Source organism: Bacteroides sp. 90-K9/2 (genome assembly GCF_047310725.1).
Classification (GTDB): Bacteria; Bacteroidota; Bacteroidia; order Bacteroidales; family Bacteroidaceae; genus Bacteroides; species Bacteroides vicugnae.
Genome location: NZ_JBCGVL010000001.1, coordinates 1,502,532 through 1,521,563, shown reverse-complemented (window position 1 = coordinate 1,521,563; position 19,032 = coordinate 1,502,532). Strand labels below are relative to the sequence as shown.

Annotated in this window: 16 protein-coding genes and 1 pseudogene; 6 read left to right on the top strand and 11 right to left on the bottom strand. The window is 42.1% G+C overall.

Annotation, left to right across the window (positions count from 1 at the left end; translation table 11 throughout):
* From AAHJ11_RS05970 to AAHJ11_RS05960, 3 genes and pseudogenes are all read right to left on the bottom strand, one after another.
* The coding region (locus tag AAHJ11_RS05970) for a family 43 glycosylhydrolase (RefSeq protein ID WP_413579186.1) at positions 1 to 1,223 on the bottom strand (1,223 nt) is incomplete at its 3' end.
* Positions 1,224 to 1,370: 147 nt separating this feature from the next.
* Positions 1,371 to 2,597: a DUF4861 domain-containing protein gene (locus AAHJ11_RS05965; RefSeq protein WP_148364298.1), complete on the bottom strand. Its 1,227-nt coding sequence runs from the start codon at positions 2,595 to 2,597 to the stop codon at positions 1,371 to 1,373.
* A gap of 209 nt (positions 2,598 to 2,806) precedes the next feature.
* Positions 2,807 to 4,464 (bottom strand): annotated as a pseudogene (locus AAHJ11_RS05960) (glycoside hydrolase family 28 protein).
* Positions 4,465 to 4,680: 216 nt separating this feature from the next.
* On the opposite strand from AAHJ11_RS05960, the gene AAHJ11_RS05955 reads away from it, so the two are divergent.
* The 3 genes from AAHJ11_RS05955 to AAHJ11_RS05945 are packed head-to-tail and all read left to right on the top strand — an operon-like array spanning position 4,681 to position 7,311.
* The gene (locus tag AAHJ11_RS05955; protein ID WP_004304518.1) at positions 4,681 to 5,538 is read left to right on the top strand and encodes an enoyl-ACP reductase; all 858 of its coding nucleotides are present in this window, start codon (positions 4,681 to 4,683) and stop codon (positions 5,536 to 5,538) included.
* 6 nt (positions 5,539 to 5,544) lie between these two features.
* On the top strand, positions 5,545 to 6,552 hold the full coding sequence (locus AAHJ11_RS05950) for a gliding motility lipoprotein GldB (protein ID WP_148364301.1): 1,008 nt from the start codon (positions 5,545 to 5,547) through the stop codon (positions 6,550 to 6,552).
* 54 nt (positions 6,553 to 6,606) lie between these two features.
* The gene (locus AAHJ11_RS05945; RefSeq protein WP_148364302.1) at positions 6,607 to 7,311 is read left to right on the top strand and encodes an SAM-dependent methyltransferase; all 705 of its coding nucleotides are present in this window, start codon (positions 6,607 to 6,609) and stop codon (positions 7,309 to 7,311) included.
* Here AAHJ11_RS05945 and AAHJ11_RS05940 read toward each other — a convergent pair.
* From AAHJ11_RS05940 to AAHJ11_RS05930, 3 genes are all read right to left on the bottom strand, one after another.
* Positions 7,277 to 8,395, bottom strand: a complete 1,119-nt coding sequence (locus tag AAHJ11_RS05940; protein ID WP_148364303.1) for a hypothetical protein — start codon at positions 8,393 to 8,395, stop codon at positions 7,277 to 7,279. The two genes, AAHJ11_RS05945 and AAHJ11_RS05940, sit on opposite strands and share 35 nt — an antisense overlap.
* A 63-nt stretch (positions 8,396 to 8,458) precedes the next feature.
* Positions 8,459 to 9,307, bottom strand: a complete 849-nt coding sequence (gene lipA, locus AAHJ11_RS05935) for a lipoyl synthase (RefSeq protein WP_148364304.1) — start codon at positions 9,305 to 9,307, stop codon at positions 8,459 to 8,461.
* Positions 9,307 to 11,517: a S9 family peptidase gene (locus AAHJ11_RS05930; protein WP_148364305.1), complete on the bottom strand. Its 2,211-nt coding sequence runs from the start codon at positions 11,515 to 11,517 to the stop codon at positions 9,307 to 9,309. The genes lipA and AAHJ11_RS05930 overlap by 1 nt, the downstream gene beginning before the upstream one ends.
* A 154-nt stretch (positions 11,518 to 11,671) precedes the next feature.
* Between AAHJ11_RS05930 and AAHJ11_RS05925 the strand changes: the two genes are divergently transcribed.
* The 3 genes from AAHJ11_RS05925 to AAHJ11_RS05915 all read left to right on the top strand — a co-directional run bounded on the left by AAHJ11_RS05925 (position 11,672) and on the right by AAHJ11_RS05915 (position 14,137).
* On the top strand, positions 11,672 to 11,974 hold the full coding sequence (locus AAHJ11_RS05925; protein WP_004304524.1) for a hypothetical protein: 303 nt from the start codon (positions 11,672 to 11,674) through the stop codon (positions 11,972 to 11,974).
* Positions 11,975 to 12,113: 139 nt separating this feature from the next.
* Positions 12,114 to 12,482, top strand: a complete 369-nt coding sequence (locus tag AAHJ11_RS05920) for a BlaI/MecI/CopY family transcriptional regulator (RefSeq protein ID WP_009000503.1) — start codon at positions 12,114 to 12,116, stop codon at positions 12,480 to 12,482.
* 23 nt (positions 12,483 to 12,505) lie between these two features.
* Complete coding sequence (locus AAHJ11_RS05915; protein WP_413579184.1) at positions 12,506 to 14,137, top strand: M56 family metallopeptidase; 1,632 nt, start codon at positions 12,506 to 12,508, stop codon at positions 14,135 to 14,137.
* A gap of 47 nt (positions 14,138 to 14,184) precedes the next feature.
* Here the strand turns inward: AAHJ11_RS05915 and miaA are convergent, their stop codons facing one another.
* From miaA to lpxD, 5 genes are all read right to left on the bottom strand, one after another.
* On the bottom strand, positions 14,185 to 15,084 hold the full coding sequence (gene miaA, locus AAHJ11_RS05910; protein WP_074636178.1) for a tRNA (adenosine(37)-N6)-dimethylallyltransferase MiaA: 900 nt from the start codon (positions 15,082 to 15,084) through the stop codon (positions 14,185 to 14,187).
* Positions 15,085 to 15,212: 128 nt separating this feature from the next.
* Positions 15,213 to 15,767: a plasmid pRiA4b ORF-3 family protein gene (locus AAHJ11_RS05905; RefSeq protein WP_148364307.1), complete on the bottom strand. Its 555-nt coding sequence runs from the start codon at positions 15,765 to 15,767 to the stop codon at positions 15,213 to 15,215.
* Positions 15,768 to 15,788: 21 nt separating this feature from the next.
* Positions 15,789 to 16,556, bottom strand: a complete 768-nt coding sequence (gene lpxA / locus AAHJ11_RS05900) for an acyl-ACP--UDP-N-acetylglucosamine O-acyltransferase (protein ID WP_148364308.1) — start codon at positions 16,554 to 16,556, stop codon at positions 15,789 to 15,791.
* Between the two features lie 19 nt (positions 16,557 to 16,575).
* Positions 16,576 to 17,961, bottom strand: coding sequence for a bifunctional UDP-3-O-[3-hydroxymyristoyl] N-acetylglucosamine deacetylase/3-hydroxyacyl-ACP dehydratase (locus tag AAHJ11_RS05895; RefSeq protein ID WP_148364309.1), 1,386 nt, complete (start codon positions 17,959 to 17,961; stop codon positions 16,576 to 16,578).
* A 3-nt stretch (positions 17,962 to 17,964) separates the two neighbouring features.
* Entirely contained in the window at positions 17,965 to 19,005 is a 1,041-nt protein-coding gene (lpxD, locus tag AAHJ11_RS05890; protein WP_217721561.1) for a UDP-3-O-(3-hydroxymyristoyl)glucosamine N-acyltransferase, read from the bottom strand.
* Between the last annotated feature and the right edge of the window lie 27 nt (positions 19,006 to 19,032).

Sequence of the window (19,032 nt, the reverse complement as noted above, 5' to 3'; positions counted from 1 at the left end):
GCAGTGAAATTGTCAGAAGGCGTTTTCTGTAGAAGCAGGTTGGCTACATCCCACAGATTTTTATAGTCATTCAAAACCGGATAGGAGTATAATCTTACATAGCTCTTATCACCTGCATAGTATGCCCATTTTTCATTGATGTTGGCATGCCATTGCCATTGTGGAGAGAGGGTATATCCGTCGAACTCGTCACTTTCCTGCGGAGTGCAGATAGGATATGTTTTACCTACATTCGGCTTTTTATAAGTCAGAACAGGTTCGCCACAGCCGTCACCGTCTTTGTCTATGCCAATCACAGGCCAGTCGTTTACCCATTTCATAGGCTGAAGATGCATGATACGTCCATAAGCACCCACATCCTGAAAGTGAAGGAACCAATCTTCTCCGGTAGGAGTATCTACCCATGCACCCTGATGAGGACCGTTGACAGGAGAGTTGCCTTGCGCAAGTACGGTTTTCCATTCGTAGGGACCATAGATGTTTTTAGAACGTAGTACAACCTGCCAGCCTGTTGGTACGCCACCGGCCGGATGGAAGATATAATAATAGTCATTTCTTTTATACATTTTAGGACCTTCACAAGTCTGATGTGCTTCATGACCATCGAAGATTATGCGTGAAGGAGTGATGGCTTTTGTTGCTTCTGCATTTAGTTCGCAGATGGTGATTACACTTTTCAGTCCGGCACGACTTCCTGCGTATGCATGTACCATATACACTTTCCCGTCTTCATCCCAAAACGGGCAGGTGTCAATAATTCCTTTTCCCGGTTTCACCAAGACTGGTTCGCTCCACGGACCTTTCGGGTCTTTGGCTTTCACCATAAAAGCTCCCTGGTCAGGATCCCCCCAAAAGATATAGAACTCTCCGTTATGATGGCGAATGGCTGGGGCCCAGACACGGTTGCCATGTTCCGGCCGTTCCGGAGTTTCGATGGGAGGGAGGGCATTGGGGACGGCGGCACCGATAATCGTCCAGTTCACCAAGTCCTTGGAATGTAGGATTTGTAATCCGGGTAAACAGTTGAAACTGGATGAAGTCATATAGAAATCATCTCCTACGCGGCAAGCGTCAGGATCGGAGTAATCGGCATAAAGTACCGGATTTTTGTATTTACCGTTTCCGAGGTCGGAAACCCATACCTCAGATACATAGTTTTTTTGTGCTACTGCGGTGAAGACCGTTAATAGGCAAAAAGCTAAAGTCTGTGTCAATCGTTTCATGTTATAGATTATAATTATATAAGTGATTTGCTGGTTTTATCCGGTGACAAAGGTAGAAAAAAAGACTCTGCACAAGGAGGAATATTTGTGCAGAGTCATAGAAAAATTGGTAGAAACCTCGTAATTTTTGTTTAGTTGTATATGTATCTACCTTATCACCTTTACGGTTACCGGGTGAGCCAACTCTTCTTTCCATTCACGAAGATAGGCAAACCATGCTTCCGGTGTTTTATATCCGAAAGTTTCTTTCATCGAAGTAAAAGTCGTATGATACTGGAAATATTTATTTCCCGGAGCGGTAATCGTATAAAGGAAGTTAGCTTTATCCTTTTCTTCCGATTTCACATAACGTTGAGGAATGCAAGTGCCCAGTCCTACGGTTTCTTTAGCATATTTCACTGTATCGTTTACAGGCCAGTCCGTTCCCCAGCTTCCTACAAGCCCTTTATGATCGGAGAAAGACTTGGAAGTACCTACTATGTCTTGTACACCTGTGCAGAAAACTTCCTTATTGAGCGGTTCGTCAAAGAATGCTTCAATATGAAGATCGCGATGTCCTGCATAGAGCGTATAACGTGTCATCATATTCAGTTCCGTATCCTGATATTTCCATCCGGTCACTTCAATTTCAGCAATCACGCGTACCGGTCCGTAAGAGATGATACGTTCCGTGCGGGTATCTACCGGAGTGATGTGTGTAGCTTGCTGTCCGTCCCAACCTTTCAACGCACCCGGTCCGCAGCTGTCGAACACACGGAGCACGTCATCTCCGAATCCTTTGGCTAACTGCTCATCCGTCGGATAGAACTGCGATTCTTTGATTTCCAGCCCTTTGTTGAACTTGCCATAAATATCCGGCGTCTGTTTCTCATTGAAATAAAGGCGGTATCCTACCAGTTCCGATTCCAATACCGGACCGTGAGGACGTACCATACTGTATATATTACTAGTGCCGGGAACAGTGATAGCTTGTACCCGCTGATGCTTTCCTTTCCGGTTGTCTACGATAAACATATCGGCATAAACTCGTTCAGGATAAGTCTTTGTACTCTTTTCTGAAGAAAGAGTAATCTGGAATGTTTTTCTACCATGAGCAGGAAGATCGGCAACAAAAGCCAGTTCGTCCATCTTACGGTCTCTGTTCAGATCGTCCAACTGGGAAGCTATTTCCTTGCTCCCTTCCATGACAATGGCAGATTTTACTTTGAAACCAGTATGCAGTTCATGCAAATTGATGACAATCGGAGCATCCGTTTTTGCCTGATTCCAGTTGTTCTGCACTTCAACTGTGATGGTTTTCTCCTGTTTCTGCGCTTGGGCAGACAGACTGAAAGCTCCTAAAAAGAAAGTAATAATAAAAAGATTCTTCTTCATGTTTCTAAGGCTGAAATTATACGTCGTATTTCTCCTTGCAAAAATAGCAGAAAAAATAGCAGACTGTGTCTCTTTTGAGGAGATTATAGTCTGCTATTTGAGCTTTTTACTCTATATAATGATATTGTGGTTTTCTTCTCTTTCACCACAGAGGACACGGAGGACACAGAGAATTCTGTTTAATAAAATAAAATCCATTTACTGCATGTTTATTCCTCTGTGTCCTCCGTGTCCTCTGTGGTGAACCTTATTTGAGACTTAAAATCTCCTCTTTTGCTCCTAATTCCTCATAAACCTTTCCGTCTATAGTCAGATTCTTGGCATTCTTAACATTTAATATGTTGTTGCCTTTAGAAGATTCTACATAAATATTTTCCAGAGTAACTCCGTCCACCTGGCTGATAACGACTCCATCCGTAGCTTCCGTCATCACAACGTTTTTAACGGTAATATTGCTGATGGGCATTTCCGGCAGTCCGTTGAAGAACATGGCACGTCCCGAACCTCTGCAAACAATATTGGAGATGTGAATATTGCGGAAAGCAGGTGTTTCTTCCGTCACCGGAGGAATGGCAGTCTTCATACGGTTCAACAGATCTTCTTCCGATTCTTCACCGGCACCTTTTCCACCGTAGAACAAGTCGAACAATAAAGGTTCATTCGGGATATTAATCATGTTGATATTGTTAATGTAGATGTTTTCTACCACACCGCCACGTCCGCGGGTACTCTTGAAACGCAAACCTACATCTGTACCCATAAATGTGCAGTCCTCTACATAGATATTCTTCACACCGCCGGACATTTCACTACCTACCACGAATCCACCGTGTCCGTGCAATACTGTATTGTTTTTCACGATCACGTTCTGGCAAGGTTCTCCACGACGGCGTCCATCTTCGTCTTTACCGGATTTGATACAGATGGCATCATCTCCCGCATCAAACACACTATTGATAATCAGAGCGTTTTTACAGGATTCCAAGTCGATAGCATCACCGTTTTGAGAATACCAGGGGTTGATGACCATGATATTATTTACTGTGAAATCTTCGCATGACAAGGGGTGCAGACACCAGCTTGGTGAGTTTTTGAAAGTAACGCCTTCCAGCAGTACCTTTTTACTTTTGACGATACTCAACAGTACCGGACGCAACCACGGACGGATTTCTGCCCATTCTTCATCTGTGTTGATACCTTCGGGTACATTGAAGTCTTTGCAAGCCATTGCACCTTTCAGTGAGCCGGCAGTAGGATACCATATCTCTTGTTTCTCGTCGAGAACACCTCCTGAATTTACCAGCTTTTTCCATTGTGAAGCAGTCAGCTTTCCTTTTTTCACCGGACGCCAGCAGTCACCGTTTCCGTCAAATGTACCATGTCCGGTGATAGCGATATTTTCTGCATTGCGTGCTGAAATCGGCGATTGGCAACGACGAGTCTCGAGTCCTTCGAAAGAAGTGGCAATGATAGGATATGCCTCAAAATCACCGGTAAAAAGCACCAGCGCATTTTGTTCCGTATATAGGTTTACATTGCTCAACAACTCGATCGGACCAGTCAACCAGACACCTTCCGGGATAATCACTTTACCCCCTCCGTGTTGATTCACGTCTTTAATAGCATCGTTGATAGCTTTGGTATTCAGGAACAGACCGTCTCCTTTGGCTCCGAATTTCTCAATGTTTACTTCGTAAGCAGGAAAAACCGGTTGTTGTACTTTCGGCATTTCAAAAGGTAAATTCTGGTAAAGAGCGTCACTGATTGAGCTTTCTTTTACAGCAGTCTTGCTTTGTTTACATCCCGATGCAATAAACGGTAAACAGCATACGGCTATCCAGAAGAGTCTTTTTGTCAATGTGTTCATTTAGTAACTTAATTTCTATAGGGTTATACATCTATTGTTTTTCTTGAAAAAACCTCTTAATTATCGATTGCAAAGATAGGTGGGAAAGCCTAAGGCGATGTGGACTAATTGATAGATTACGTGTATTTTTTGTCATTTCTGTCTATTATTTGCACACTTCTCGTGTTTTTATGCAGAAAGTTCCTATCTTTGCACAAAATTTAACTATTAAAAGATATGAGTTACAACTTGTTGAAAGGAAAAAGAGGTGTTATCTTCGGTGCTTTGAACGATCAGTCTATTGCCTGGAAAGTGGCAGAGCGTGCCGTAGAAGAAGGTGCAACCATTACATTATCAAATACTCCGATGGCTATCCGTATGGGAGAAGTCGATGCTTTGGCCGAAAAATTAAATTGCCAGGTTGTTCCGGCAGACGCCACTAGCGTAGAAGATTTGGAGAATGTATTCAAGACCTCCATGGATATACTGGGTGGACAAATTGATTTTGTACTCCACTCTATCGGTATGTCTCCCAACGTGCGCAAGAAACGTACTTACGATGACCTTGACTATGGAATGTTGGATAAGACATTGGATATTTCAGCTGTTTCATTCCACAAAATGATTCAGTCGGCCAAGAAACTGAATGCTATTGCTGATTATGGTTCTATCGTTGCTTTGAGCTACGTAGCCGCACAGCGTACTTTCTATGGCTATAATGATATGGCAGATGCAAAGGCTTTGTTGGAGTCTATTGCTCGCAGCTTCGGTTACATTTACGGACGCGAACATAGCGTACGTGTGAACACGATTTCACAGTCGCCTACATTTACTACTGCCGGTTCGGGCGTGAAGGGTATGGACAAATTGTTCGACTTCTCCAACCGTATGTCTCCGCTCGGAAATGCAACGGCTGACGAATGTGCCGATTATTGCATCGTGATGTTCTCCGATCTTACCCGTAAGGTGACTATGCAGAACTTATTCCATGACGGTGGATTCTCCAGCGTAGGTATGAGTCTTCGTGCCATGGCTACTTACGAAAAAGGACTCGATGAGTACATGGACGAAAATGGTAACATCATTTACGGATAAAAGATTATGAAACTACGGATCTCTCTTCTTATTATATTAATGAGTATGCTTTTCACCTCCTGCGGGATAAGCACAGGAAAGGGTATGGAGCAGAAGGAAGAAGAGATTTCTGTTCTGAGATATGATAAGCTGTTGAGCGAATATGTTCGCTCCAACAGCTTTTCTGCCATGCAGAAGTTGACGATGGACTACCGTATGCCGACGAAGATCCTGATTGAGGATGTATTGTCTATCGGCACGGTGAAAGATGATACCATCTCGCAACGTCTGCAAAAATTCTATTCGGATACGACTTTGGTTCGTTTGCTTAGCGATGTAGAAGCAAAATATCCTAATCTGGATGAAGTGGAAAAAGGACTTAGCAAAGGATTCCGGAAACTGAAAAAGGAAGTGCCTGATACGAAAGTGCCGTTTATCTATTCGCAAGTATCCGCTTTCAACGAATCTATTATTTTGGTGGATTCTTTATTGGGAATCAGTCTTGATAAATATATGGGGGAAGATTATCCTCTTTATAAGCGTTTCTATTACGATTATCAGTGTCGCTCGATGCGTCCGGAACGGATTGTGCCGGATTGTTTTGTTTTTTATCTTTTGAGCCGCTACGGTATGAACTATCATGAAGGTACTTGTCTGATTGACTTGATGATGCATACGGGGAAGATCAATTACGTAGTGCAGAACTTATTGGGATATAGTGATATAGGTGAAGCAATGGGGTATTCCAAGGAGGAAAGCGACTGGTGCAAGGATAATGAAAAGGAGATATGGAATTATATCTGTACCAACGATCATCTGCATGCTCGTGACCCGATGGTGATTCGCTATTATATGAAGCCTGCTCCTGCTGTTGATATGTTGGGTGCTCAAGCTCCGGCATTGATAGGTACGTGGGTGGGAGCAAGAATCATTGCTTCTTACATGAAAAAGCATAAGGATATGAAGCTGAAAGATCTTCTGGAATTTACTGATTACCACGAAATGTTAAGTGAATCCAACTACCTGGCTTCCTGAATCGTTTCTCTTTCTTGTTTCTCAATTTTTAATTTTCAATTCTCAATTTAATAAGTGGAAACTGCCCTTTATTTGTTGCCCGTGACTTTAGGCGATACATCGATTGAAAAGGTATTGCCTTCCTATAATAAGGAAATTATTTCCGGTATCCGGTATTTTATAGTCGAAGATGTTCGTTCTGCCCGTCGTTTCCTGAAAAAGGTGGACCGGGAGATTGATATTGATGCGTTGACATTTTATCCGTTGAACAAACATACTTCACCTGAAGATATTTCCGGTTATCTGCAACCTTTGGTAGGCGGAGCTTCAATGGGAGTTATCTCCGAAGCCGGTTGTCCGGCGGTAGCTGATCCGGGAGCGGATGTGGTTGCCATCGCACAACGTAAAAAACTGAAGGTCGTTCCTTTGGTCGGACCCTCTTCGATTATTCTTTCCGTGATGGCTTCGGGCTTTAACGGGCAGAGCTTTGCGTTTCATGGTTATCTGCCGATTGAACCGGGGGAACGTGCCAAGAAACTGAAAACATTGGAGCAGCGTGTGTATGCTGAAAATCAGACACAACTTTTCATTGAGACGCCTTACCGGAATCATAAGATGATAGAAGATATTTTATTAAACTGCCGTCCTCAAACAAAGCTTTGTATTGCTGCCGATATTACGTGTGAAGGAGAGTATATACAGACGCGTACAGTGAAGGACTGGAAGGGACATGTGCCTGAACTGTCTAAGATTCCCTGTATTTTTCTCTTATATAAATAACGCCTTTCAGGTGTTCATATTCATCTTCGAAACAGCTACTGAAGAAGCCTTTTCCCAAGTTTTCCTCTATCTGTTTGAAACTCCATAGCTTACTGTTTTTAAAGCGAGGGGTACAAAGGATGGAATCATCCTTGATATCAACGATGAATAAGTAGATAAGACGGTTGGTTACTTCATTTTCAAAGTGATAAACGATGTTGAATTCTGGTTTGATATCTTTCTCATGCGGGAAAGCATTGTTTATCAAACGAGTGGCACCTGCCTCCAAAGATTCTCCGTAACGGAGATAACATTCCATGGGAATATCCACTTTTCCTTTGTCCAAAATTGCTGTTGACGATCTGTCGCAAAGGAATAGCATTCCGTGAGTGGATATGGCAATTCTTATCACCGGATTGATGTACGCGTTCTTATAATTAACAGCCTCTATCGCAGGGGTCTTCCCGATTACGTCTCCTTTTGTATTCACAATAGGAACATATTCTGTGTGAGACATTAAGTGATTGAAGAAACGGATAGCGATCTGGTTGAACAGGATGCTCATGAGAAAGACCGTAGGAGGTAATACTTTATAGAGTACAAACAGACTTGTCTTACTAAGTGGGTCCTGCAAAATGACAGTGATGCTGATTATAATGAAATGCAGTATTCCAAAAATCAGGGCAATGCGGGCAGATACAACGGCGGCTTCTGCTCCCTGAGCATATAAACGTTTGTTGCAAGAACCTATCTGTTTTAAGAAGTGGTTGATAAACCTTTTCTTATGCATATAAAGACTTAGCATCGGAATGAGAATACTGACTTCCAGAGTCAGTGGTAACGCACCGGGGGGAACATAATCACCGGGAATGAGAGCTGCTACGGATAATAGTGCCAACACTCCGGTCGCTATATAGAGGATAAAATTAGGAATTAACAATCCTTTACGTCGATAAGAAAGGTATATTCCTATAATACCTATACCTGTACCGATGTAAATAGCCGTGTCTTGCGTTATAAGTTCACACAACAAAATGGAAATAATAACGGGGATAAAACCCAGCGACATGTTAAATGCGGAAGAAAGTATTCCTTTATGGTCCATCTCTATATTTATGTTTATTTGTCGGTTCTATCTATAAAACAAATAGTGTATGTGTTTTGTTTTCTAACGAATATGTTTCTCTGCATGGTAGGAGGAACGAACAAGGGGAGCACTCTCTACGATGTTGAACCCTTTCTCTAAACCAACTGTTTTATATTTCGCGAATTGCAACGGAGTGATGTATGCCGCAACAGGATAATGCCGGTGACTCGGTTGCAGGTATTGACCTATGGTAAGGATCTGGCAACCGGTTGCTAACAGATCGTCCATCAATGTTTCGACTTCCTCCGGAGTTTCACCCAGTCCGACCATAATGCCGCTTTTAGATTTGACTCCCTTTTCGGAAATGTGCCTGATAACCTGTAAGCTTGTATCATAATTTGCTGCACTGCGCACTAGTGGACTAATGCGGCGCACAGTTTCCATATTGTGTGATATGATGTCGGGGCGGGCGTCAATTACTAAATCTACCAACTCCATTCTGCCTTGAAAATCCGGAATCAGTACTTCAATGGTTGTCTGTGGATTCAACCGTTTTATTTCCCGGATGGTACGTGCCCAATGTGCTGCTCCCAAATCAGGTAAATCATCCCGGTCTACAGAGGTGATGACGGCATGATCCAGTTTCATCAGTGCGATGGACTCTGCTACGTGCGTCGGTTCGTTTACATCTAACGGATGGGGACGTCCTGTCTGTGTGTTACAAAATTTACAGCTACGTGTGCAGATATCACCGCCAATCATGAAGGTGGCAGTTCCTTTTCCCCAGCATTCCCCCATATTAGGGCAACGCCCACTGCTGCATATAGTGTGCAAGCAGTGGGAGTCGACAATTCGCTTTGTTTCGGTGTATCGTTCGTTGGCACCGATATTAATTTTCAGCCATTCGGGCTTACGTACTCTATCCGTCATTATAAGTTGTTCAAGAAGAAGTTAGTCAACCGTGTGTACAGGTGTTGGCGGGTGTTGCCACCATATATTCCATGATTACGGTTCGTGTACACTTGCATATCAAATTGTTTTCCAAGCTGGACTAACTGCTCGGCATATTCTGCACAGTTCTGGAAGTGAACATTGTCATCTGCCATACCATGTACCAGCAATAAATTTCCATGAAGTTTATCGGCACGGGTGAAGGCTGATGATTCCTTATATCCTTCCGCATTTTCTTTGGGAGTGCGCATGAAACGTTCGGTATAAATCGTATCATAGAAACGCCAGTCGGTCGGTGCGGCTACTGCTACTCCGGCTTTGAATACGGGAGTTCCTTCGCTCATGCTCATAAGAGTCATGTATCCGCCATAACTCCAACCCCAGATACCGATGCGGTCTTTGTCCACATACGCTTGTTTGCCTAGGTAAAGCGCTGTTTCCACCTGGTCTTTGGCTTCTTTGACTCCGATTTTCAAATAGGTACATTTCTCAAAAGCTTCTCCACGGCCTCCAGTGCCACGACCATCTACACATACCACGATATAACCGAGGCTTGCCATGTATGTCTCCCAGCTGATTCCCCAAGTATCCAATACCTGTTGGGAACCCGGGCCACTATATTGATACATCAGTACCGGATATTTTTTGGATGCGGAGAAATTAACCGGTTTCATCATCCAGCCGTTCAACTTCACGCCATCTGTAGTCTGGAAAGTAAAGAACTCTTTTTGTGGTACTGCATATCCGGACAATGTTTGTTTCAACGCATCATTTGTAATAAGCGTTTTGAGCGTTTTGCCCGAATTATCGTTCAAGGTAACTAACAAAGGAGTATCCAGGCTGGAGAACTTGTTCATATAATACTTCATCGATTTGCTGAAAAGCGGTGTATTGGTTCCTGCCTGTTGAGACAATTTGGTCTTTTTGCCTTTCTTGTCTGTTTTATAGACAGCCTTGCGCAGAGGACTCTCTTCGTTGCTGGTATAATAGAAAGAGCCGTCTTCTTCATCATATCCCAGGAAATCTTTCACTTCGAACTTACCATTAGTAACCTTTTTAATCAGGTTACCTCCCATGCTATACCAATAGAGATGACTGTAACCGTCACGTTCGCTAAGCAGGCTGAAATATTCCGGATAGAACTGAATGTTATCGAAAATATTCTCCTTTATGTAATAAGGAGATTCATCACGGAGTATTAGTTTGCAAAGTGTTGAACGAGGATCGGCAAAGTAGAGATCGAAACGGTCTTGATGACGGTTCAATGTCATGATAGCCAATTTGTTGGCATCCTTTGTGAAACGGATACGCGGAATGTATCCATCTGCATCCAGCGGGAGTTTCATCGTACGGGTGACATGTGACTTGATGTCATACGTGCGTACTTCTACTTTCGAATTCGGGTATCCGGCTTTCGGATACTTGTAGGTATATTCACCCGGATAATCTTTTAAAGCATCAATGTGGGGTGCTTGCCCGGCAAATACCGGAAAAGAATAGGAGGGAACTTCTGACTCATCGAAGCGGATGAAAGCGATCAGTGTATTGTCAGCGCTGAATTCCAAAGCACGGTCGAAACCGAACTCTTCTTCATACACCCAGTCGGGGATGCCGTTGATTACAGAGTTCTGTTTGCCATCCTCCGTGATTTGGCTTTCACTGTTGCCATAAAGCAGCTTAACAAGAAATATGTTATTGTTGCGGACAAAAGCAATCATTGTACCGTCTGGAGAAAAGACGGGGACCTGTTGAGGTCCACCGTCAGACAGCCGTTCAATAATGTTGTTTGTCGTAACGCCCTTATCATTTCGTTTCAAAGGGTAAATGTAATGTACAGCTGTGTATGAATGCCTATATATAGGTGTCGTTTTAGTAGCAATCAGCAATTTCTGACCGTCGGGCGAGAACTGGTAACTGTCGAAGTTCTTGAAGTCACATTCGCGTGTAGTGCTTACATCGAAAATCACTTCTACTTTCTCGCCTGTTTTGAAAGAGTATTTAATGATTTGCGTGCCGTCAGCGTTCATCTGCGTGTAGTGTTCGCCATCAGGCATGGGGATTACTCCCTGGATATTTTCCGGGCGGAAACGTCCGGAGGTGATATCTTTTAAATCGAGTGCCTTTTGTCCTTGTGCCATTCCGGTCAGACAGAGAAGGCAGAGTAATAAAGTGATGCTGATCTTTTTCATCTGCTTTTATAATCGGTTTTGGTTTTAATTCGTACTTGCAAAAGTAACAATAAACTTAGATTCAACAAAGCCTGACCGATTTTTATATAGATTTGATAAGGATTATTGGGTGAGATTCAATATCTTTGTGAAAAGGACTTTAAACATTACCACTATGAATTCAAAAAGAAAAGACTTGCAATATGCTTCTGTCTTCTTATTGGCCGTAGCATTGACATTCCTGTTAGGGAAGGGGGATAATCTGTGGTTGGTATCGTGGGGTGACTTGATACCGAGTTTGTTTGTGCTGTTCATAGCAGGTGATTGTTTGCATAGTTCCTTGCTCCGTATCAAACGCGGCGAAGAGGATGGAGGAGCCCGATGGAGTACTTGTTTCACTTTTCTGGTATTCAGTATTGTTTTTATGGGCGACTTATTCTATATCGGCAACTTTATTGTGAATAAACTGTGGGGCTAAAGGATTAGTCGAAATTCTGTTTCACAGGTATTTAATAGTAAGATTTTCTTCTTAACTATAGCTTTTAGTTTACTTTAACTAGATAAATTAGTTTATGAACTAAAACTTTTCGTTATTTGCAGCAAACAAAGTTGCAGATATGAAAGGATTAACAGCAAAAGAAGAAGAAATCATGGGCTTTTTCTGGGAAAAAGGCCCCTTGTTTGTGAAAGAAATGTTGGCTTTCTATGAAGAGCCCAAGCCTCATTTTAATACATTATCTACGATTGTGCGTGGGCTGGAAGAAAAAGGTTTTTTAGCTCACTATACTTTTGGGAATACTTATCAATACTATCCCGTAGTCAGTGAAGAGGATTTTCGTAAAGGAACGTTGCGGAATGTGATTAGCAAGTATTTTAATAATTCTTATCTGAATGCTGTTTCTTCTTTGGTTAAAGAGGAAGATATTTCGTTGGATGAATTGAAACAACTCATTCACGAAGTGGAACAGGCTGATAAGAAACACTAATTTTTTTAACGAAAATCTATGCTATGGGAGTTTTCTTCATCTATATATTAAAATCGTCAGTTTGTCTTGTTTTGTTTTACCTGTTTTTCAGGTTATTACTTAGCAAGGAAACTTTTCATCGTTTCAATCGAATGGCTTTATTGGGAGTGTTGTTCTTTTCATTACTCATTCCTTGTATCGAAGTAACTACCCGGCATCAGGTTGAGGTGCAACAGGCTATGCTTTCCATCGAGCAGTTGCTACTGATGGCAGAGTTGGAAGCTACCCCTGTTGATGCTGATGTAGTGCAGGAGACGTCGGCTATATCTTGGGTACAGGTGGTTCTGCTGGTTTATTTGGCGGGTATTCTGTTTCTTGCCTGTCGCAATATCTATTCTTTGATTTGTCTCTTCCGGTTAATACATTCCGGTAAACATGAGAAGTTGGAAAAGGGGGGTACACTTGTGGTGCACAATCAGGAGATAGCTCCGTTCAGTTGGATGAAGTATATTGTCATCAGCCGGAAAGACCTGAAGGAAAACGGGAGGGAAATCCTTATTCATGAAATGGCTCATATTCACCATCGTCATTCAGTTGACTTATTGGTGGCGGATATTTGCATCTTTTTCCAATGGTTCAACCCTGGTGCGTGGTTGTTGAAACAGGAGTTGCAGAATATTCATGAGTACGAAGCGGATGAGACTGTAATCAATGAGGGTGTAAACGCGAAGGAATATCAACTATTATTAATAAAAAAAGCTGTTGGCACAAGGCTCTACTCTATGGCCAACAGCTTTAATCACAGTAAACTTAAAAAACGTATCACTATGATGTTAAAAGAAAAATCGAATCCGTGGGCACGGTTGAAGTATTTGTATGTACTTCCGTTGGCAGCTATTGCAGTAACCGCTTTTGCCCGTCCTGAAATCTCTGAAACAATGGAAGAGATTTCTGTCGCCAAAGTTAATGATTTGGCAGCAATTGTAGAAAAAAAGAGTGAAGAAAATGTTGTTAAGGAACCGGCTGATACTGCTAAAAATAAGGTGATAGTGGTAGGGTATCGTGCAGAAAAGAAAGATTCTGTCTTAACATCCGGAGAAAAGGAGGTGGCTGTTTCGGTGCGGGGAATTTCAGGTGAAGAAAAACCTTTAGTTATTATTAATGGGAAGGAGTCGGACTATGAAGTGGTAAATGCCTTGAATCCGGAACGTATTGAGAGTATCTCTGTTATAGGTGCTGAAAAGGCTATCAAGATTTATGGAGAAAAAGCCAAGGATGGATTGATGAATATAAAGCTATATTCGGAAAAGAAGTTTAAACCGAAAAAGATAGAAGTAGGAAGTCTTAATAAAACAAGGTTAGACGCATTGAATAGTGGGGCTAAGAATTGGGGTGTTACGTTTCATTCTGCTACTGGAGGGAAGCCTTTGATTATTATTGATGGCAAAGAGGCTTCTGGTGATGATCCTTTGGCAAATATATCTCCTGATCGTATTAGAAGTATATCTGTATTGAAAGATAAGAATGCTTTGGCGGCTTATGGTGATAAGGGGAAGAATGGAGTGATTGAAGTGAATCTTTTAGTAAAAGAGGAATATCAAGTCCGTCAGATTCCTATTCGTACTGTGAATGATACAGTAACTTCCACAATAAAAACAACCGTATCCGAAGAATAGCAGTGGATTTTCAAATACTCTCTATTTTCAAATACGGTCAAAATACATTATGATAAAAATTGACGGAGGTACGCCAGTATCTCCGTTTCTTGTTCCGGATGGAACCATTGTATTTCTTCATCTCTTTTGAACCAAGTCATCTGTTTACGCGAATAAATGCGGGAGTTTTGCTTGATTTTATCTATGGCAAAGGGGAGTTCCCATTCTCCATCCAGATACTTGAACAGTTCTTTATAACCTACTGTGTTGAGCGAATTGAGGTGGCGATAGGGAAGTACCGAGCGTACTTCTTCCAGTAATCCTTCCTCCATCATCTGATCTACCCGACGGTTAATACGGTCATACAACTCTTCCCGGTCGCGAGTCAGACCGATTTTTAGAATACGGAAAGGACGTTGCTTTTTTTGTTGGGTGCGAAAAGAAGTATAAGTGCGTCCGGTCATATAGCAAATTTCCAATGCATGAATTACACGTTTGGGATTCTTCAGATCCACTATCCGATAATATTCCGGATCTAGCAGGCGAAGTTCTGCACAGAGTTGTTCAAGTCCTTCCTCCTCATATTTCTGTAGCATGAGTTGACGGGTTTCCGCATCAACGGTAGGAATATCGTCGATACCTTTACAGATAGCGTCTACATACATCATTGAGCCACCTGTGAGAATCACAACTTCATGTTGTGTAAATAATTTTTCCAGAATTTCCAACGCTTCTATTTCATACTGGGCGGCACTGTAATAGTCTGTAAGGTGGAGCGTACCGACCAATTGATGAGGGACACGTTTAAGTTGATCGGGAGTAGGAGCTGCCGTGCCTATTTTTAATTCGGCATAAAGCTGTCTCGAGTCGGCAGATACAATACTTGTCTGAAAAGTTTCTGCTAAGCGCAGGCTCAATTCCGTTTTCCCTACACCTGTAGGACCTATTAGAACAATGAGAGTAGGCATTGGGCTTTAAGTATTAAGTATTATGTATCAAGTATTAAGTATTAAGATGTGTGGGGAACTAAAAAATATTAGGTATTAACTGCTTGGCGCTGCATAGCAATTAATACCTAATACTTGATACTTAATACTTAAAATTTTTCTTCTTCGTATGGAGTACTTGCGTCGCCACCTATGTCGAATCCTTCCTGATCGAAGTCTTCCATGTCGAAATCTTGGTCACCATAGAAGTTTTCATCCAGATCAAGAGAACCGCTGGCAGCAGCCATTTCTTCAAAATCTACCGTTTGTTTAGGGGCATCTCCTGATTTCTTGGTACATTTGGCGCCATTCATATCTTTTCCGGTGATAATTTCGGATAGTTCGATGAAGAAACAACGTTCTGTTATGTAATCGAATACATATAGCAGTTTCTGTTTTTCATCTTCCACCAGTTCACTGATAACGGTGTCTTTCATTACCCAGCTATCCATTTCCGGATTGTCGTCCATTTCTTCCAAGGTTACTTCTTTTCCTTTTTCCCAATCGTCATCGCAGATAAAGAAAGAAGTCATCTGGTCGTTTGTGTACCCTACTGATTTCAGTATTGCTTCATGGAAGTCATAAAAAGTAGCTTCCGGATCAATTTGTATTTCTCTGACAAAATCGTCAACTTCATCAGATATGATAGTAAATCTGTATATCATAATATGACTATTTTGAACTGTTTATTTAATGATACCACGTTCTGAATTACGGATGAAATCAATAATATAGTCAATTTCCGGACTTTTTTCAAATTCATCTTCTATTTTCTTCAATGCTTCTGTCGTGTTCAAACCACTTTGATAAATGATACGATATGCATTGTGAATACTTTCGATCACTTCATTGGCAAAACCACGACGGCGCAGACCGATGATATTGATTCCACTGAAAGCAATCGGTTCACGTCCTGCGATGATGTAAGGAGGAATATCTTTACTGAAGCGGCAGCCGCCCTGAATCATTACATGACTCCCTACATGACAGAATTGGTGCATCAATACATTAGCACTGACAATCGCATTATCATCAATGATGATTTCACCTGCCATCTTGGTAGAGTTACCGATGATACATCCGTTACCAACCAATGCGTCGTGTGCTACGTGTACACCCTCCATCAGTAGATTGTTATTTCCTACAATCGTGCGCCCTTTAGCTGCTGTACCACGGTTGATTGTTACATTTTCACGAATCAGATTATTATCCCCGATTTCGGCTGTCGATTCTTCACCGCGAAACTTAAGGTCCTGCGGAACGGCTCCGATAACAGCACCCGGAAAAATAGTGTTTCCGTTACCAATACGTGAACCATATAAAATATTGGCGTTAGCCATAATTTTATTGTTGTCGCCGATAACTACGTTCTTATCTATAAATACAAAAGGCGCAATTTCTACATTTTCCCCGATTTTAGCTTCGGGATGAATATACGCTAAAGGACTTATCATGCTTTTAATATATCAATTATTACTTATTTTTCACTATTTGTGCCATGAACTCTGCTTCGCAAACAACTTTCTCGCCAACAAATGCATATCCTTTCATAGTAGAAATGCCGCGGCGGATAGGTGCCAGCATTTCTACACGGAAGATAATAGTATCTCCCGGCACTACTTTCTGGCGAAATTTCACTCCATCTATTTTCATGAAATAGGTAGAATAACGTTCGGGTTCGTCTACTGAATTCAAGACAAGTAAACCACCGACTTGTGCCATTGCTTCTACTTGAAGTACTCCCGGCATCACAGGTTCTTGTGGGAAATGTCCCTGAAAGAAAGGTTCGTTAGCCGTGATATTTTTGATACCTACAATGTAGTTAGCACCAATCTCAATCACTTTGTCAACCAGTTGGAAAGGATAGCGGTGCGGCAATAATTCGCGGATACGGTTTACATCCATTACCGGCTCACGACTACAGTCGTAACTTGGCGCCTGTATCTCGTGCAAACGGATTTCTTTCCGCATCTGGCGTGCAAACTTATTATTGATAGTATGTCCGGGACGGGTAGCAATGATACGACCTTTAATCGGTTTACCAATTAAAGCAAGGTCACCGATCACATCCAACAACTTGTGGCGGGCACATTCATTGGGCCAAACCAACGGCTTGTGGTTGATATAGCCTAATTGTTCAGCGTCCATGTGAGGTACTCCCATCACATCTGCCAACTTGTCGAAACTTTCCTGTGACATCTTACGCTCGTAGATTACGATTGCATTGTCCAGGTCACCCCCTTTAATCAATCCGGCGGAAAGCAGCGGTTCTATTTCGCGAACAAAGACGAAAGTACGGCTGGCAGCCACTTCGTCTTTGAAATTATGCATATCTTCGAGTGTAGCAAACTGATTCGGAATAATGGTTGAATCGTAAGAAACCAGTACATTCAGACTGAAATTCTCGTCAGGAAGTACAATGATAGAAGAGCCTGTCGTTTCATCCCGGAACTCAATTTTAGACTTGATAATATAAAAGTCTTTGACGGCATTTTGTTCTACGGTTCCTACACGTTCTATTTCTTGTACATAATATTGTGCACTACCATCTAAAATAGGAAATTCCGGTCCGTTAACCTGGATGAGGCAGTTATCAATGCCCAGTGCGTAGAGGGCTGCCATACCATGTTCAACGGTGCTTACTTTGACTCCATTCTTCGACAATACAGTACCACGAGTGGTTTCTGTCACATTGTCGGCTACTGCATCGATAGTTGGTTGTCCTTCTACGTCAATGCGCTGGATCTTATATCCGTGATTGTCCGGAGCAGGATTAAATGTTACAGTGAGATCAAGTCCAGTGTGAAGACCTTTCCCGCTCAGTGAAAAGCTATCTTTCAGCGTTTTTTGTTTCAGCATTGGTTACTTATTTAATAGTTGTTTTAATTCTTCTACTTCTTTGCGCAGATTACGCAATTCTTTCTGCATATCCGGCAAGCTTCTTTGTGCGACGGATGCTTTAAAGTATTGCTTCAGTTCCATGGGAGGAGTTCCGATAAGTTGACTACCGGATTTGATGTCTCCGGGTACACCTGACTGTGCGCCTAAACCAACTTTGTCTCCTATCTTGGAATGTCCTGCAATACCTACCTGGCCTCCGATCATACACCATTCACCAATTTTGGTAGAACCGGCAATTCCGGCTTGTGCAGCCATTACGGTATGCGAACCTATTTCATCATTATGTGCTATTTGTATCAGATTGTCTAATTTGACACCACTATGCACTACCGTAGCTCCCATTGTAGCACGGTCTACACAAGTATTAGCACCTATATCTACTTTATCTTCCAGAATGACAATTCCGATTTGCGGAATCTTATCGTATCCGTTCGGAGTGGGAGCAAAGCCAAATCCGTCAGCTCCGATCACTGCACCCGAGTGCAGGATACATTCGTTACCTATGCGGCAATCATGATAAACATTTACATTGGAGTAAAGCAAGCAACTGTTGCCTATCTTCACGCCGTCTCCAACAAAAGTGTGTGGATAAATTTGGGTATTATCTCCGATCACGGTATTTTCACCGATATAGGCAAATGCACCGATGTATACGTTCTCACCAATTTTGGCGCTGGGTGCAACGAAAGCTAATGAATCTATACCTTGTTTCTTAGGCTTGCTCATCTCATAAAGATTGAGCAATTTAGCCAGACTTTCATATGCATTGTCTACCTTAATCAGAGTAGCTTTTATTTCGTGCTCGGGAGTGAAGTCCTTGTTAACCAGGACAATGCTTGATTGTGTCTCGTAGATGTAAGGTGTATATTTGGGATTTGACAGGAAAGAAATTGCTCCGGGCATTCCCTCTTCAATTTTAGCGAATGTGTGTACCGTAGCGTTTTCGTCTCCAATGATTTCCCCTTGGATAAATGCTGCAATTTGCTTAGCCGAGAACTCCATGTCTTTAATTTAAAATTTAATTAGTTC

Excerpts from the sequence above, each read along its gene's own strand:
- AAHJ11_RS05965 (WP_148364298.1), bottom strand. The coding sequence starts at position 2,597 with ATGAAGAAGAATCTTTTTATTATTACTTTCTTTTTAGGAGCTTTCAGT.
- AAHJ11_RS05955 (WP_004304518.1), top strand. The coding sequence starts at position 4,681 with ATGAGTTACAACTTGTTGAAAGGAAAAAGAGGTGTTATCTTCGGTGCT.
- AAHJ11_RS05950 (WP_148364301.1), top strand. The coding sequence starts at position 5,545 with ATGAAACTACGGATCTCTCTTCTTATTATATTAATGAGTATGCTTTTC.
- AAHJ11_RS05940 (WP_148364303.1), bottom strand. The coding sequence starts at position 8,395 with ATGGACCATAAAGGAATACTTTCTTCCGCATTTAACATGTCGCTGGGT.
- lipA (WP_148364304.1), bottom strand. The coding sequence starts at position 9,307 with ATGACGGATAGAGTACGTAAGCCCGAATGGCTGAAAATTAATATCGGT.
- AAHJ11_RS05930 (WP_148364305.1), bottom strand. The coding sequence starts at position 11,517 with ATGAAAAAGATCAGCATCACTTTATTACTCTGCCTTCTCTGTCTGACC.
- AAHJ11_RS05925 (WP_004304524.1), top strand. The coding sequence starts at position 11,672 with ATGAATTCAAAAAGAAAAGACTTGCAATATGCTTCTGTCTTCTTATTG.
- AAHJ11_RS05920 (WP_009000503.1), top strand. The coding sequence starts at position 12,114 with ATGAAAGGATTAACAGCAAAAGAAGAAGAAATCATGGGCTTTTTCTGG.
- AAHJ11_RS05915 (WP_413579184.1), top strand. The coding sequence starts at position 12,506 with ATGGGAGTTTTCTTCATCTATATATTAAAATCGTCAGTTTGTCTTGTT.
- miaA (WP_074636178.1), bottom strand. The coding sequence starts at position 15,084 with ATGCCTACTCTCATTGTTCTAATAGGTCCTACAGGTGTAGGGAAAACG.
- AAHJ11_RS05905 (WP_148364307.1), bottom strand. The coding sequence starts at position 15,767 with ATGATATACAGATTTACTATCATATCTGATGAAGTTGACGATTTTGTC.
- lpxA (WP_148364308.1), bottom strand. The coding sequence starts at position 16,556 with ATGATAAGTCCTTTAGCGTATATTCATCCCGAAGCTAAAATCGGGGAA.
- AAHJ11_RS05895 (WP_148364309.1), bottom strand. The coding sequence starts at position 17,961 with ATGCTGAAACAAAAAACGCTGAAAGATAGCTTTTCACTGAGCGGGAAA.
- lpxD (WP_217721561.1), bottom strand. The coding sequence starts at position 19,005 with ATGGAGTTCTCGGCTAAGCAAATTGCAGCATTTATCCAAGGGGAAATC.